This window comes from Providencia sp., assembly GCF_052096715.1.
GTDB lineage: Bacteria > Pseudomonadota > Gammaproteobacteria > Enterobacterales > Enterobacteriaceae > Providencia.
In genome coordinates this window covers 13,647-30,317 of sequence record NZ_JBQDNB010000019.1, presented here as the reverse complement: position 1 = coordinate 30,317, position 16,671 = coordinate 13,647, and the positions used below count along the sequence as shown (strand labels likewise).

Here is a 16,671-nt window from a genome sequence, read left to right as displayed (position 1 = left end):
AGAAGCGCATAAAACGGACAGTAACTGTAATCTAATTAAGAAGGTTCTCATGTCAAACAATTTTCGTATCGAAGAAGACCTGTTAGGTAAGAAAGAAGTTCCAGCAGATGCCTATTATGGTGTTCATACTCTACGTGCGATTGAAAACTTTTATATAAGTGACCGCACCATCAATGATGTCCCAGAGTTTATCCGTGGCATGGTTATGGTAAAAAAAGCCGCCGCTTTAGCTAATAAAGAGCAACACACTATTCCGCGTAGTATTGCGGAAACTATCATCAAAGCATGTGATGTGATTTTGAACGATGGTAAATGTATGGACCAGTTCCCTGTTGACGTATTCCAAGGTGGTGCGGGTACATCACTCAACATGAATACCAACGAAGTTCTGGCAAACATTGGTCTTGAACTAATGGGTCATAAGAAAGGGGAATATGAGTTCCTAAACCCAAATGACCATTTGAATAAAAGCCAATCTACCAACGATGCATACCCTACCGGGTTCCGTATCGCAGTGTACAACTCTGTATTAAAATTAATTGAATCTGTTACTTACCTGAAAAAAGGTTTCGAAAGAAAAGCAGAAGAATACAAAGACATTCTGAAAATGGGTCGTACCCAGTTGCAGGATGCTGTTCCAATGACTGTTGGTCAAGAATTCCATGCTTTTGCAACTCTTTTAAAAGAAGAAGAGAAAAACTTAAAACGCAGCATCGATTTACTGCTTGAAGTTAACTTAGGTGCAACGGCTATCGGTACTGGTCTGAATACTGCTCCTGGTTATCAAAAACTTGCAGTTGAGAAATTAGCTGAGGTTACAGGCCTAGCTTGTGTTCCAGCAGAAGACCTCATCGAAGCAACATCTGACTGTGGTGCTTACATTACCGTTCATGCGGCATTGAAACGTCTTGCAGTTAAATTGTCTAAAATCTGTAATGACTTACGTTTGTTGTCTTCAGGTCCACGTACTGGATTGAAAGAAATTAATCTGCCAGAATTACAAGCAGGTTCTTCAATCATGCCAGCAAAAGTTAACCCTGTTATTCCAGAAGTTGTGAACCAAGCTTGCTTTAAAGTTATGGGTAACGATATTTGCGTAATGATGGCAGCAGAAGCGGGTCAGTTGCAGTTAAACGTTATGGAACCAGCAATTGGTCAAGCAATGTTTGAATCAATTTCGCTGCTAAATAACGCTTGTCGCAACCTCGTCGAGAAATGCGTCGATGGCATCACAGTGAATAAAGAAATCTGTGAAGCATTCGTGTTTAACTCTATCGGTATCGTCACTTACTTAAACCCATTCATCGGTCACCATAATGGTGATATCGTGGGTAAAATTTGTGCTGAAACAGGTAAAAGTGTCCGCGAAGTCGTACTTGAGCGTGGTCTACTGACTGAAGCTGAATTGGATGATATTTTCTCTGTTGAGAACTTAAAACACCCAGCTTACAAAGCAAAAAGATTTGATGACTAAAAATAGATGCAAATCATAAATAATACTTAAAAATAAAGGCACGCCTCTCATTAGAAAGCGTGCCTTTTTTGATTAATGCACATACAAAAAATTAACATAATATTTTCATAATTTTAATTTTCATTTTATCGAGGAGTAAGCACTATGTTAGCCGTAGAATTTATTATTGTTCTGCTGGCCATTTTTTTGGGGGCCCGTCTTGGTGGGATAGGTATCGGCTTTGCCGGTGGCCTAGGTGTTTTGGTACTCGCAGCTATTGGCGTGAAACCGGGCACAATTCCATTTGACGTAATCTCTATTATCATGGCTGTTATCGCTGCCATCTCTGCAATGCAAATTGCAGGTGGTCTCGATTATTTGGTTGCTCAAACAGAAAAATTATTACGTCGTAATCCAAAATACATCACGATCCTAGCCCCTATCGTGACTTATTTTCTGACGCTATTTGCAGGTACAGGTAATATTTCATTAGCAACACTACCTGTTATTGCTGAAGTTGCGAAAGAGCAAGGTGTAAAACCATGTCGTCCACTATCTACCGCCGTAGTTGCAGCGCAGATAGGTATCACTGCATCACCAATTTCTGCAGCAGTTGTCTATATGGCCTCTGTTATGGAAAATCCAGCAATGATGGGTGCAGGTAACACTGTCAGCTACATCACGCTGTTAGGGATTTTATTGCCATCAACATTCCTTGCGATTATTTTGATGTCATTCATCATCTCTTGGACTTTCAACTCTAAACTTTCTGATGACCCAATCTATCAAAAACGTTTAGCTGAAGGTTTAGTTGAACTACGTGGTAGCCAAGTAAAAGAAATCAAAGACGGTGCTAAAGCCTCTGTTCTGCTATTTCTATTAGGTGTTGTGAGTGTCGTTGCTTATGCAATCATTAACAGCCCAAGTTTAGGGATCGTTGAAACACCGTTGATGAATACGACGAATGCCATTTTGATCATCATGTTAACTGTTGCAACACTGATCACTGTACTGTGCCGTGTCAATACGGATGCTATCCTCAACTCAAGTACATTTAAAGCAGGTATGAGTGCATGTATCTGTATCTTAGGTGTGGCCTGGTTAGGTGATACTTTCGTACAACATAACTTAGACTGGATCAAAGCAACTGCGGGTGACCTAATCCACGAACACTCTTGGATGTTAGCAGTTATTTTCTTCTTCTGTTCAGCTCTTCTTTATTCACAAGCTGCAACTGCTAAAGCACTGATGCCAATGGCATTAGCACTGCATGTTAGCCCACTGACTGCCATCGCTTCTTTTGCAGCGGTATCAGGCCTGTTCATTCTGCCAACTTACCCAACACTTGTTGCGGCGGTTCAAATGGATGATACCGGGACAACACGTATTGGTCGCTTAGTCTTTAACCACCCATTCTTTATACCAGGTACTATCGCCGTTGCATTAGCCGTTACATTCGGCTTCCTATTTGGCGGTATGATGCTGTAGTTGTGGTAAAAAAAACGAATTAATATCATAAAAAACCCGTGGTAGCAGTTTTAAACTGAATACCACGGGTTTTTCTTTATTGGTTAATGCAACCCATCTATGGTTCTTATTTCTTGGTTTATAGCTGTTGCCCTATCTTAAGTACTGTAGCGACGTTATACGCGGTTTGCTGTAAGTTAATCTCACCTTGTGTTAATGCTTCGTCCAATTTAGATAGGCGAGGTAAGATACTAAAAAACGCATCAATCCCTTCTTGATGTAATCCTTCCACACCATCACCTAAAACACCGCTAAGTGCTATCACGGGAACATGATGTTTTGCAGCTACTTTAGCAATACCTATTGGCGCTTTACCGCCAGCAGTTTGCCCATCCATGCTTCCTTCCCCTACAATCACTAATGAGGTATCCACGATTTCCTGTTCTAATTTGACCGCCTCAATAACAATATCAATCCCAGGCTTTAATTGTGCATTCATAAATGCCGCTGCGGCAACAGAGATACCCCCAGCGGCACCGCCGCCGGCTAGATGACGATAGTTTTGGCCTTTAACCTGCTCAATAACATCAGCAAGTCGATTTAATCCATTTTCAAGTTCAACGACCATTTCAGGTGTGGCTCCTTTTTGCGGGCCAAACACCACAGCCGCACCTCGAGTACCGACTAATGGATTATCCACATCACAAGCCACATTTATTGAGCAATCCAATAAGCGAGAGTCTAGCGCCGAAATATCAATCTTTGCGATTTGATTTAAGACCTTACCGCCAGTACCCAGTACATTTTGTTTATCATCATAAAAAACTGCGCCAAGGGCTTGTAGCATGCCGACCCCACCATCCACTGTCGCACTACCACCAATACCTAAAATAATCTGAGAAACACCTTTATCAAGTGCATCTTGAATCAATTGCCCAGTACCATAACTACTCGTCAGCATTGGATTTCGTTGTTCGGGAGCCACTAACATTAATCCGCTAGCTTGAGCCATTTCGATAACGGCGGTTTTCCTAGCCGCTAATAAACCATAATATGCCATTGTTGGCTCACCAAGAGGGCCTTTAACCTTTATGGTGACTCGTTCGCCCCCTACTGCTGCGATAAATGCATCAACTGTGCCTTCACCACCATCGGCAATAGGTAAACAGACATATTGTGCATCTGGAAATACCATTTTAAATCCTTTCATAACGGCTTTTGCTGCAACTTCTGCACACATGCTTTCTTTGAAAGAATCGGGAGCTATGATAATTTTCATAATATGATCACCTATCGAAAACTGAGTCATTTTTTAATAATAGCACTCTCATGAGTAATTATTATCTCTTATTAGCTAAATGTATTAGATTATTTATCGCTATTTTAGGAAATTAAAAACCTCATCTTAAGATCTAAGTCTTTATTTTTAATCATCATGGTAACTTAAACGAAAGCTTAACTATCTAATTAACGCTATTGTATCAGAAGAATCACAATTTAAAAGATTAAATGGAAAAATTTTCCAATTAAAATTAACCATAAATAACAACGTTTTAAAAAAATAAACTCAAGAAACATTCTATTAAATCAAACGAAATAGCGTTAAATCACTAAAAAATGAGTTAATGTTAATTTAATTCACAATAAAATCATTTAAATAACTTATGAAGTTAAAATAAAACCACAAATTAAAATTGTAACTATATGTTTTTTATTAACTTTAAAACATAATAGTGCTCTAGATCTATTTTTTGGAAAATTTTCTTAAAAATACATTGCCTATCAGAGTTAAGGGTGGCTATATTAAACCCAAGAAATAATTAAAAACTGCTAGTAATAATAATAAAATAAAGTTAACTAATAACTATATATAAATAATAAGTTATTAAGTTGACGCATATATAAAAAATAAGATTGTTTAAAATTTTGAAATAATAACTTTGGTATTTTATTAAAAATTCGATTAGTTAAATCTCTCGCTTTCATATTTAAATTATATGCGTGAAAGGACACATATATGAACCGATCAAACGAAAAAGAGATTTATCGTGAACGTGGTTACACTGATGACCTATTACCTAAAGATCCCGAGCAAAGAACATGGAAAGCATTTAATTATTTTACTCTCTGGATGGGATCTGTACACAACGTTCCAAATTACCTAATGGTGGGCGGCTTTTTCATTTTAGGTCTCTCAACCATGAATATCATGTTTGCTATTGTACTTAGCTCCATTTGTATTGCATTTATCATGGTAATGAATGGTGCTGCCGGCTCTAAATATGGTATTCCATTTCCCATGCTACTTCGTGCATCTTATGGTATCAAAGGCTCACTTTTCCCAGGAATATTAAGAGGATGTGTTGCAGCGATTATGTGGTTTGGCTTGCAATGTTTTACCGGTTCACTGGCCTTATTAATTCTCATTGGTAAAATTTGGCCTGAATTTTTAAACATCGGTAATGGCGAAACCTATATGGGTGTGACGATTCCTGCTTTCATGGTGTTTATTATTTTTTGGGCCATGAATGTCGCTATCGGACTCGGTGGCGGTAAAGTACTCAATAAACTGACTGCAATCTTAAATCCTTGTATCTACATACTATTTGGTGGTATGGCAATCTGGTCAATCTCTTTAGTAGGTATTCAACCTATTCTTGACTATATTCCAAACGGAATTAGCGAAGCGCCAAGTAAAGTCTTTTTCTTTTTCATCGTAATTAATAGCGTGGTCGCGGTCTGGGCTGCACCTGCGGTAAATGCCTCAGACTTCACGCAATATTCATCTAGTTTCAAGAAACAAGCCTTTGGACAAACCGCCGGTTTACTTGTTGCCTACTTACTCTTTGCTATCAGCAGTGTGTGTATATTAGCAGGCGCTAGTATTCACTACGGTGTAAATACATGGAACGTTCTCGACATTGTGCAAAAATGGGATAGTTTATACGCGTCACTATTTGCTGTTATTGTCATATTGATGGCCACGATTTCAACAAATGCGGCAGGTAACATTATCCCAGCAGGCTATCAAATTGCATCATTGTATCCATCAAAATTAACTTATCGTCACGGTGTTATCATCGCCAGTATTATCAGTGTATTAATCATGCCTTGGAAATTAATTGAAAATCAGGACAGCATTTATACTTTCTTAGATATTATCGGCGGTATTTTAGGTCCTGTAGTCGGTGTCATGTTATCCCACTATTTTATTGTGATGCGTACGAAAATTAATTTAGATGTGCTGTATACAAAGGCGGGTGATTATAAATTCTATGAACACGGATTTAATATTACGGCATTCGTTGTCACTGTTATTGCCGTTATTTTCTCTCTCGGTGGAAAAATCATCCCCATACTTGAACCTGTATCGCGAGTATCTTGGTTCGCAGGCGTGATATTAGCTTTCGTTCTCTACTCTTTATTTAAAAAAGACACAACAAAAGCAATACAAAAAGAAGCTTTATTAAATGCGGATTCTGATATTGCAATAAAGAACCCTGCATAGTTTGGAATAAAGAACCTATTCAGCTCATTAATTTTTAATATATCGAATAATACGCTGAACAGTAATGTTAATAAAATGAAAGAATAATCTTATCTAAGGAATACCTATGTCATACGATTTAATCATTAAAAACGGCACTGTCATTCTTGAAAACGAAGCAACAATTACTGATATTGCGATAAAAGATGGCAAAATATCTGCCATTGGCGCAGGTTTATCCGGTGCTAAAGAAGAAATAAATGCAGTCGGTTTAATTGTATCTCCAGGTATGGTTGATCCTCACGCACATATATCAGAGCCCGGCAGAACGCATTGGGAAGGCTACCAAACCGGAACGCGTTCAGCAGCAAAAGGCGGTATAACAACAATTATCGAGATGCCTTTAAACCAATTACCCGCAACGGTTGACCGTGAAAGTATTGAAATTAAATTTGATGCCGCTTCCGGTAAATTATCCGTTGATGCCGCACAACTCGGGGGATTGGTTTCTTATAATCTAGGGAAATTACACGAACTTGATGATGTAGGCGTTGTCGGCTTCAAATGCTTTATTGCAACCTGTGGTGATAAAACAATTGATAATGACTTCCGTGAAGTTAATGACTTTCAATTCTTACGTGGCGCTGAAATTATTAGCGAGTTTGGTTCTCCCGTACTCATTCACTGCGAAAATGCAGCAATCTGTGACGCATTAGGCCTTGAAGCTGAGGCTGAAGGACGGATAACTGCACATGATTATGTTGCCTCTCGCCCTGTATATACTGAAATTGAAGCTATTCGCCGCGTGCTTTATCTCGCCAAAGTTGCGAATTGCCCAGTCCATATCTGCCATATTAGTAGTCCTGAAGGTGTCGATGAAGTCACCAAAGCGCGTAATGAAGGTCAAAAGGTAACCGCAGAATCTTGCCCACACTATTTTGCCCTTACAACTGATGACTTTGCCAAAATTGGCAATACCGCTAAATGTTCGCCACCTATCCGAGATGCACAGAATCAAAAAGGAATGTGGGAGAAATTATTCAAAGGTGAAATAGATTGTTTAGGCTCTGATCACTCCCCATGTCCACCAGAAATGAAAGAGGGTCATGTATTTAAATCATGGGGTGGTATTGCTGGAATGCAAAACTGTGTAGATATTATGTATGATGAAGCCGTTCAGAAACGTGGGATGAGCCTACCTTTGTTTGCCCAAATAATGGCAACTAATGCCGCGAAAATATTTGGCTTAAAACATAAAGGGTCTATTACCATCGGTAAAGATGCTGACTTTGTTTTCATCAAACCTAACTCAGCTTATGAATTAAAATCTGAAGATTTGGAATACCGTCATAAAATTAGCCCATACATTGGTCGAGAAATTGGCGCTCAAATTGCTCGTACCATTTTACGTGGTGAAACCATCTATGAGTTAAAAACAGGTGTGCGTAAAAACCCAATTGGTAAATTTATATTGAAGCACCAGCAGTAATGTTGTATTGAACGATACAGCACACGCTTAATTGAGTGTGCTGTATTGTCATTTTAATAGGAAGTGATTATGTTTAGTTTGAACAAAGATAACTGTTTGTCCGGTCTACAATGGTTCTTTTTTATTTTTTGCAATACTGTTGTTATTCCACCTACATTACAATCTGCATTTCATCTGTCTGATGCAACAACACTAACAATTACTCAATATGCCTTCCTTGCAACATCAGTTGCTTGCTTGATTCAAGCTATTGCAGGTCATAAACGGTCAATTATGGAAGGCCCAGCCGGTTTATGGTGGGGAACTATTCTTTCAGTGACATTTGCCGAGTCAGCTCAAGGCACACCTCTTGAAGTGATTGGTGGAAGCTTCGCGGTTGGTATTGCTATAGCAGGGATTATTACAGTTATAATTGGTATTAGTGGTGCAGGGAAATATCTCGCTTTACTATTTTCACCCGGTGTCATGGCTGTATTCATGTTTTTATTAGGTGCGAATTTAATCACTATATTCCTAAAAGGCATGCTTGGTCTCCCATTCAGTGCAACAACAGATATTGTGCACATTAACTTTGAAACGTTCCTACTTGCTTTATTTATTATGGCGATCATCATTGCGATTATTGTACTTCTTCCTCGAAATATTAATAAATATGCAGTACTTATCGGGTCAATTCTTGGTTGGTTTTTATTCTTAATTTTATTCAGATCAGAATCCACCGTTTCAAATAGTATTAATTGGCAACTTTTCCCATTAGGTAAAATTGAAACCATCAATTATGGTATTGTCGTGACCTGCATTATTGCTTCATTACTCAATACCTCAAATACCTTTGGCGCCATCAAAGGGACTGATATGTTCAATGCAAAGAACCCTTCAACACCAGCAATGTACAAAAGAAGTTTTATTACTTCCGGTACTATGACATTTATTTGTTCACCTTTAGGTATTGTGCCTTTTGCGCCTTTCGTTTCTTCTATCGGACTCATTACACAAACGAATGATTTCAGCAAAAAACCTTTTGTGATCGGCTCTATTTTCTTTTTAATTATCAGCTTGGTTCCTATTTTATCCAGTCTGTTTTCTTCGTTTCCTTTAGTCATCAGTAGTACCGTTATGATGGTGACTTACTTGCCTTTACTTTGGTCTTCTTTGCTCTTTATTCGCATACTTGAGCTCAATCCAAGAAATATTTATCGCCTTGCACTACCTTTATTTATTGGTATATTTTTAATGAGTGTTCCACCAACATATATGCAAGATATTCCATTAATGATAAGACCTATTGTCACTAATGGCTTATTAATGGGAATTATTATCTCAATAATTCTTGAAAATATATTCAAATGGGATGCTGTAAAATAAAACTTAACTAAGTTAATTTAATATAAAAGCGGAGCCTTAATTTATAGGCTCCGTTTTTTTTTAAAAAATTTTGTCTCTAACTTATTTTTTTCACATAAAAAATTTAATTATTACCCATAAAAAAAGCCCCACATACGTGGGGCAAATAAACGACTAGTTAAACTGTTTTACTACTTGTAACTACTTATTACTATTTTTAGAACATACTACGACTTCGGTAACTTAATCACTGAGCTTATGATTTGCCATAATTTCAATAGCTTTCACTAATGCCGAATGATCATTGTTTTCACCACCATGTGCGGCACATAGATTGAAAAGCTCTTGGCAAGTCGCCGTATTAGGCAAACTCATTGACAGTGCCTTAGCGCCTTGTAGAGCAAGATTTAAATCTTTTTGATGTAACGAAATACGAAAACCTGGGTCAAATGTACGCTTAACCATGCGTTCACCATGAACTTCTAAGATCCTTGAAGAAGCAAATCCCCCCATCAACGCTTCACGTACTCGTGCTGGGTCTGCACCCGCTTTAGAAGCAAATACAAGTGCTTCTGCTACCGCTTCAATGGTTAGTGCAACGATAATTTGATTAGCAACTTTGCATGTTTGTCCATCACCATTACCGCCCACTAAACTAATATTCTTACCCATCAGTTCAAACAATGGTTTCACTTTGGAAAATGAAGCCTCTTCTCCCCCCACCATGATGCTGAGTGTGCCCTGTTGAGCGCCAACTTCACCACCGGATACCGGTGCATCAAGATATTGGCCACCAAGTTCATTAATTTTTTTCGCATACTCTTTGGTTTCTATCGGTGAAATAGAACTCATATCTACAATAATTTTGCCTTTTAAGTTGGCAAAACCACAGCCATTCTCACCAAATAGAACCTCAGCAACCTGCGGAGTATCTGGCACCATAATAAATATGACATCTGAGTTTTCTGTCACTTCTTTCGGGTTATTATAGGCTTTAGCACCGCTTTCTAATAAAGAAGTAGGAAGAGTACCTCGAGTATTAACCGCTAACTCATGACCACCTTTAATCAAGTTCGCCGCCATTGGCGCACCCATAATACCTAAACCCACAAAGCCTAATTTCATGATCTACCCCTCATTATGAATATTGTTTTAACCAATCCAAACCCTGCTCTGTGGTTGTGGCCGGTTTATATTCACAGCCAATCCACCCTTGATAGCCCATAGCTTCAAGTTGCTCAAACAGATAGGTATAATTTATTTCCCCGGTTCCCGGTTCATGACGCCCTGGGTTATCCGCTAACTGGATATGTGAGATATGATTAAATAACTGCTTTATTGTTTCAGTTAATTCACCTTCCATACGCTGCATGTGGTAAATATCATATTGAAAATAAATATTTGGATGATTAACGCGTTTAATTAATTCTTTCACTTGAAAAGAACGGTTTAAATAGAAACCCGGAATATCAAAAGTATTCACCGCTTCGACAAGTAAACGAATATTTTCTTTAGACAGTAATTCAGCCGCAAAACGTAAGTTTTGTACTAACGTGATAAGCGTTTCGGCTTCAGAAAGCGCAGGATCTTTACGGCCAACTAGACAATTAATTTGTTTACAGCCTAATACCTTTGCGTATTCGATAGCCTGCTTAACACCTTGCTGAAACTCTTCTTGTCTTTGAGGTAAGCACGCAATTCCACGCTCTCCACCATCCCAATCACCAGCAGGAAGATTAAAGAGAACTTGAGTTAACTTATTATCATCAAGTTCTTTTTTAATCGCTTGCGCTGGAAAATCATAAGGAAACATATATTCCACAGCACTAAAGCCATTCTTAGCGGCGAGTTTAAAACGCTGCATAAAATCAACTTCAGTAAATAACATCGATAAATTAGCTGCAAACTTTGTCATCAGCTTATTTCCTTATTTATATTGATAGAATGCCGTTGCCGTTGGTGCATCCGCTTCAGAAGTTGCCACTTCTTCAAATTCAGTCACGTTATCCAATTCAGTTCCCATTGAAATATTCGTCACACGCTCAAGAATGATTTCAACCACAACAGGAACACTGAACTCTTTCATTAATTTTTCAGCTTGCTTAAAGGCTGGCGCAATATCTTCGGGTTTAAATACGCGAATGGCTTTACAACCAAGACCTTCAACAACTTTAACGTGGTCAACGCCATACTCGCCGATAACATCACAGTTAATATTCTCAAACGCGAGTTGAACACAATAATCCATATCAAAACCGCGTTGTGATTGACGAATTAAGCCTAAATAAGCGTTATTCACTACCACATGGATATATGGCAATTTAAATTGGGCACCGACAGCAAGCTCTTCAATCATAAATTGGAAGTCATAATCGCCAGAAACAGCGACTACTTTACGTTTAGGATCTGCAACACAAACCCCCAGAGCGGCAGGTAAAGTCCAGCCTAATGGGCCAGCTTGGCCACAGTTAATCCAATGGCGAGGCTTAAATACATGTAGCATTTGTGCGGCAGCAATTTGTGAGAGGCCAATCGTGGTGACATAACAAACATCACGACCAAATGCTTTATTCATCTCTTCATAAACGCGCTGTGGTTTGACTGGTGTATTATCAAAATGTGTTTTACGTAATAAGGTACGCTTACGCTCTTGGCACTGCGCAACCCACTTGCTGTAATCTGGCAATGTTCCCGCTTTTTTACGGGCTTTAGCGCGTTCAACTAATAAGTCTAATGCTAATTTAGCATCAGAAACTATCCCTAAATCAGGACAGAAAATACGACCAATTTGTGTTGGTTCAATATCAATATGGACTGTTTTACGGTTCCCAACGTATTTATCCGTTGAACCGGTATGACGGTTTGCCCAGCGATTACCAATACCTAGCAGAAAGTCTGATTCTAATAATGTGGCATTACCGTAACGATGAGATGTTTGCAAACCAACCATACCAGCCATTAACTCGTGGTCATCTGGAATTGAACCCCATCCCATCAATGTTGGAATAACAGGCGCATTACAAATCTCAGCTAATTCTTGCAGTTTGTCTGATGCATCCGCATTGATAACCCCACCACCCGCGATAATTAATGGTTTTTTAGCGGCGAATAGCATATCTAATGCTTTATCTACCTGAGCAACCGTTGCGGCAGGCTTATAGCTCGGTAATGGCTCATAAGTATCAGGATCAAACTCAATTTCAGCCACTTGAACATCAAATGGGAGATCAATCAGAACCGGTCCCGGACGTCCTGAACGCATTAAATGAAAGGCTTGCTGTAATACACGCGGCACCAATGCAGGCTCAAGGACAGTGGTCGCCATTTTAGTGACAGGTTTTGCAATTGATGCAATATCTACTGCTTGGAAATCTTCTTTATGTAACCGTGCCCTTGGTGCTTGACCCGTAATGCATAAAATAGGAATTGAGTCGGCTGATGCAGAGTAAAGCGCCGTGATCATATCAGTGCCTGCGGGACCCGAAGTCCCTAAACACATCCCAATATTACCCGGATTTGCTCTTGTATAGCCTTCTGCCATATGAGAGGCCCCTTCAACATGGCGTGCCAAATAATGCTGAATACCACCATGTTTGCGCATTGCACTATAGAAAGGATTTATTGCAGCACCTGGTACGCCAAAAGCGGTTGTAACGCCTTCTTTTTCCAGTACATACATTGCTGCATCAACTGCACGCATCTTAGCCATACTAACTCCTTTTATTGGAAAATTTTTCCAACTTGATTTTATGTCTAAAAAAACCGTTTAAAAAAACGGGTTATTTATCTATTTGTATTAGCGGATGCTAGCCACCCGCTATTCAATCATTCTTATTCGTGCCAATTTATTACTTTACTGGCGCTCACCTAATGCAGCACTGATATCGGCTGCAACATCACGCACTAGCTCACCCAATTCAGTAAAACGCTCTTCAGTCACTCGAGAGCTTGGTCCCGAGATAGAAACTGCTGCAATCAATGAATTATTACGATCAAATATTGGCGCTGCCAAACAATTAAGACCTAATGCATGTTCTTCATTATCAATGACATAACCAAGTTTTTGGTAATGTTCAAGCGCTTTCTTTAAAATGTTAATACTGGTTATCGTTTTTGGTGTGAATTCTTGTAAGCCTGAACGAATAACAAGTTCTAACATCTCTTCCTCATCTAAAGGGAAAAGAAGTGCTTTACCCGCACCAGAAGCATGTAGAGGCAAACGGCTACCAAGTGGCGCGCACATTCTAACTAACGCATGACATTCACACTGCCTAATTAAAACTGCATCTAAATTGTTGCGAATAGCAAGATTTGCCGTTTCACCCGATAACAACATCAATCTGCGCATAAAAGGACCTGCCACAGAAACAACATCGCGATCATTCATGTAGGTCGCGCCAACAGTGAATGATTGTAGACCAATGTGCCACCAACCCAGTTGAGGATCTTGAAAAATAAACTCTGATTGTTCAAGGACTTTCAGTAAACGAAACGTCGTTGATAATGGTAGACCCAACTGCTCCGAGAGTACTGAAACCGATGAACTTCCACCTGAGTTAGCCAAAAACTGAAGAATATCAAGCCCACGCTCAAGTGCTTGAGCACCCTTTGGTGTACTTTTATCTGTTTGTGGTCTTCCTTTTTTACGTGGTTCAGTCATTTATTTTTACCTTTTATGTTTACTATCGGCGGGCACTAGCATTATCAATTAGCCATTATCGCCCAATAGATTAGTTAAGGAAAAACGATTTGACAAGGTTCAGGTAGATTCTTAATGACACAATTATCTGCGCCACCTCGGTCTACAGTTAAGAAATCAGTTTTTTCCTTAAAGGCAAAAATGGGGTGATGCCATACATCACGATGATAATTAACTCCTTGTTTTCCATTCGTAATAAATGCACGTAATGTTTTAGCAGGGATATCATCGCCGGGTTCTGCCACAATGACGACAAAGCGTTCGCCATTCATTGGGATAAAAGCCTGTGTTGATAGTGGATGTTTCTCAAGCAACGTGATATCCATCGGTATATTACAAGGATCTGAGCGACTAATACTCATCAATACCGGCTTACTATCCGTGATTTCAACTTTTCCAAGGTCATGATAACGCTCTGTTGACCCCTCATTAATATGAAAAAAATCAGACCCTTCAACTTGGATGACGTCGCCATAAGGAGCAAACGCTTCCGGTGTCAGATCAGATAGAACAAGTTTCATTGTTTTCTCCTAACACGCTAAAAATTTTGAGCCACTACTGTATTCATGCCACTGTTACATTAGTGGATAAACACACCATCATTAACAAACATAATCATCGATATAATAAAACCAGTGTATCAGGTTGTTTTTATTTTAACACAGTTTATTGGAAAAATTTTCCAATAAACTGTGTGCATCACATTTTTATAATTTGAAAGATATATAATCTCTTAATATTCAGTAAGATAATAATTTCTAACAATTGAGTGTGATTTATACTTATCGCTTTCAATTATCATCAGAAATGTTCTCTTTCCAGTGCAAACTAAGACGGATCTGCACAACTTCATTTTTCCTGTGCCCGAGGAATAAAAAATGCTAGATCAAGAAACCATGACAACCTTTATTACCGTTGCTCAGTGTCAAAGTTTTTCTCAAGCAGCTAAACAACTCCACAAAAGTACGGCTACTATTAGCTATCGAATCAAAATGTTAGAGGAGCATGTTGGCGTACAACTGTTTATGAGAACCACACGAACAGTTAACCTAACCGCAGCAGGTGAATTTCTGCTCGAACAGTGCCGCCAGTGGCATCACTGGTTAAGTAATATGCCAAGCCAATTACAGTTGATTAATGAAGGTGTCGAACCAGAAATTACAATTTCTATCAATAATTTGCTTTATCAAGCTGATGCCGTTTCTGACCTCATTCAATATCTCACTGAGCGCTTTCCATTTACTCGTATCAATATTACTCGCCATGTTTACATGGGGGTATGGGATTCACTGTTAAGCAATAAAAGTGATATTGCTATTGGTGTCCCTGGTTCTGAATCACTTGATAGTAGCGTCAACACCTTGTTTTTAGGTAAAATCGAGTGGATCTTTGCTGTTGCCAAGCATCACCCCTTAGCAGATGTCGACGGCATTTTGAGTGATGAACAACTCCGCTGTCATCCCACAATTAATGTTGAAGACACCTCACAAATATTATCTAAACGAACAGCATGGCTGTTATCAGGCCAACGAGAAATCAAAGTCCCCGATATGAGTACCAAAGTACTTTGCCATCTAAAGGGAACTGGCATTGGTTTTTTGCCTGCATCAATATGTGAACCTTATATTACAAGCGGTCAATTAATGGCTAAATCAATAAAAAGACCAAGGCGCCCTTCTCCACTTTCTTTAGCATGGAATAGCAGCCACAAAGGTGAAGTATTAAAAACAGTGATTAAACTATTCAAATTACAGAACCCAATCATTAACAATTTATTGAGCGCCATTGACCCAGCTACAAAATAATCATGATTATGGTGTGATTTTTGTCCCCATCTCACCGCTAAGGATGGCTTCTATTTGATTAAGCGCACCAATATAAGCAGGTTTACCTGAACGCTTCACAAAACGGCTCACTGCGATAAGTTTCGGTCCCATTGAGCCATCATCTATTGCCATAGGTGCAACATCGGCAACCGTTGCTGTTCTAATTACACTCTGCTTTGGCGTTCCCCAATGGCGATACACCGCATCAGCATCTGTCAAAATAATTAAATGGTCAGCATTAATTGCTTCTGCCAATAATGCTGACGATAAATCTTTATCAATAACGGCTTCACTACCTTGATAACCTTTCCCTTGTTGAATAACCGGCACACCGCCACCACCATTACAAATAACAATATGATGTTTATCTAATAGATATTTTATTGCATCAATTTCAAGAATTGATTTTGGCTCAGGGGACGGGACAACACGACGGTAATATTGGCCGTCGGCTTTGATAGTCCAACCTAATTTTGCCTCTAAATCTGCTTTTTCAGTTTCATTATAAACAGGGCCAATATACTTAGTTGGATTTTGATAAGCGGGATCATTCGCATCCACACTTACTCGCGTCAATATGGTGGTTATTGGTTGTAGAGGGTGATGTCGGCCTAATTCTTGAGTCAACATATATCCTATCATACCCTGACTTTCTGCCACTAAAATATCAAGGGGATAGGCTGGCACTTCTGGATAGGCCAAATTTTGTAACGCTAATAAGCCGACTTGTGGGCCGTTACCATGCACGATAACAACACGATATTTTTGAGCCAATTTACCTAATACATCTGCAATTGAAGCGATTGCATGATATTGATTGTCAGCAGAAAGGACTTCACCGCGCTTTAATAACGCATTCCCCCCTAAGGCAACAACTATCGTTTCCATGTTTATCCTTATATTTTA

The 16,671-nt window shown here is 39.1% G+C and carries 13 protein-coding genes; 6 read left to right on the top strand and 7 right to left on the bottom strand.

Going from position 1 to position 16,671, the window contains the following annotated elements; genetic code table 11:
• Positions 1–49 precede the first annotated feature (49 nt).
• Together aspA and ACTH6U_RS14440 are read left to right on the top strand one after the other, a co-directional pair.
• On the top strand, positions 50–1,474 hold the full coding sequence (gene aspA, locus ACTH6U_RS14445) for an aspartate ammonia-lyase (protein WP_294109367.1): 1,425 nt from the start codon (positions 50–52) through the stop codon (positions 1,472–1,474).
• Between the two features lie 144 nt (positions 1,475–1,618).
• Positions 1,619–2,941, top strand: a complete 1,323-nt coding sequence (locus ACTH6U_RS14440) for an anaerobic C4-dicarboxylate transporter (RefSeq protein ID WP_294109359.1) — start codon at positions 1,619–1,621, stop codon at positions 2,939–2,941.
• A 118-nt stretch (positions 2,942–3,059) separates the two neighbouring features.
• On the opposite strand, the gene ACTH6U_RS14435 is transcribed toward ACTH6U_RS14440, so the two are convergent.
• Positions 3,060–4,199, bottom strand: a complete 1,140-nt coding sequence (locus tag ACTH6U_RS14435; protein WP_441832485.1) for a glycerate kinase — start codon at positions 4,197–4,199, stop codon at positions 3,060–3,062.
• Between the two features lie 738 nt (positions 4,200–4,937).
• Between ACTH6U_RS14435 and ACTH6U_RS14430 the strand changes: the two genes are divergently transcribed.
• The 3 genes from ACTH6U_RS14430 to ACTH6U_RS14420 all read left to right on the top strand — a co-directional run bounded on the left by ACTH6U_RS14430 (position 4,938) and on the right by ACTH6U_RS14420 (position 9,261).
• Complete coding sequence (locus ACTH6U_RS14430; RefSeq protein ID WP_441832484.1) at positions 4,938–6,428, top strand: allantoin transporter; 1,491 nt, start codon at positions 4,938–4,940, stop codon at positions 6,426–6,428.
• A gap of 106 nt (positions 6,429–6,534) precedes the next feature.
• Positions 6,535–7,896: an allantoinase AllB gene (gene allB, locus ACTH6U_RS14425; RefSeq protein ID WP_294109319.1), complete on the top strand. Its 1,362-nt coding sequence runs from the start codon at positions 6,535–6,537 to the stop codon at positions 7,894–7,896.
• Between the two features lie 69 nt (positions 7,897–7,965).
• Positions 7,966–9,261, top strand: a complete 1,296-nt coding sequence (locus ACTH6U_RS14420) for a uracil/xanthine transporter (protein ID WP_441832483.1) — start codon at positions 7,966–7,968, stop codon at positions 9,259–9,261.
• A gap of 222 nt (positions 9,262–9,483) precedes the next feature.
• Here the strand turns inward: ACTH6U_RS14420 and glxR are convergent, their stop codons facing one another.
• The 5 genes from glxR to ACTH6U_RS14395 form a co-directional block, all read right to left on the bottom strand.
• Positions 9,484–10,365 carry a 2-hydroxy-3-oxopropionate reductase gene (gene glxR, locus ACTH6U_RS14415; protein ID WP_294109305.1) on the bottom strand — a complete coding sequence of 294 codons (882 nt, stop codon included), beginning with the start codon at positions 10,363–10,365 and terminating at the stop codon, positions 9,484–9,486.
• 13 nt (positions 10,366–10,378) lie between these two features.
• A complete protein-coding gene (gene hyi, locus ACTH6U_RS14410) occupies positions 10,379–11,155 on the bottom strand; it encodes a hydroxypyruvate isomerase (RefSeq protein WP_294109299.1) in 777 nt (258 codons plus the stop codon).
• Between the two features lie 12 nt (positions 11,156–11,167).
• Complete coding sequence (gene gcl / locus ACTH6U_RS14405; RefSeq protein WP_294109290.1) at positions 11,168–12,949, bottom strand: glyoxylate carboligase; 1,782 nt, start codon at positions 12,947–12,949, stop codon at positions 11,168–11,170.
• 144 nt (positions 12,950–13,093) lie between these two features.
• Positions 13,094–13,900 (bottom strand): IclR family transcriptional regulator domain-containing protein, encoded by an 807-nt coding sequence (locus ACTH6U_RS14400; protein ID WP_294109282.1) that lies wholly within the window; start codon positions 13,898–13,900, stop codon positions 13,094–13,096.
• A gap of 74 nt (positions 13,901–13,974) precedes the next feature.
• A complete protein-coding gene (locus tag ACTH6U_RS14395) occupies positions 13,975–14,460 on the bottom strand; it encodes an ureidoglycolate lyase (protein ID WP_294109273.1) in 486 nt (161 codons plus the stop codon).
• Positions 14,461–14,817: 357 nt separating this feature from the next.
• Between ACTH6U_RS14395 and allS the strand changes: the two genes are divergently transcribed.
• On the top strand, positions 14,818–15,744 hold the full coding sequence (gene allS / locus ACTH6U_RS14390) for an HTH-type transcriptional activator AllS (protein WP_294109264.1): 927 nt from the start codon (positions 14,818–14,820) through the stop codon (positions 15,742–15,744).
• A gap of 6 nt (positions 15,745–15,750) precedes the next feature.
• Here allS and ACTH6U_RS14385 read toward each other — a convergent pair whose 3' ends face one another.
• Positions 15,751–16,653: a carbamate kinase gene (locus ACTH6U_RS14385; protein WP_294109263.1), complete on the bottom strand. Its 903-nt coding sequence runs from the start codon at positions 16,651–16,653 to the stop codon at positions 15,751–15,753.
• Positions 16,654–16,671: the final 18 nt, after the last annotated feature.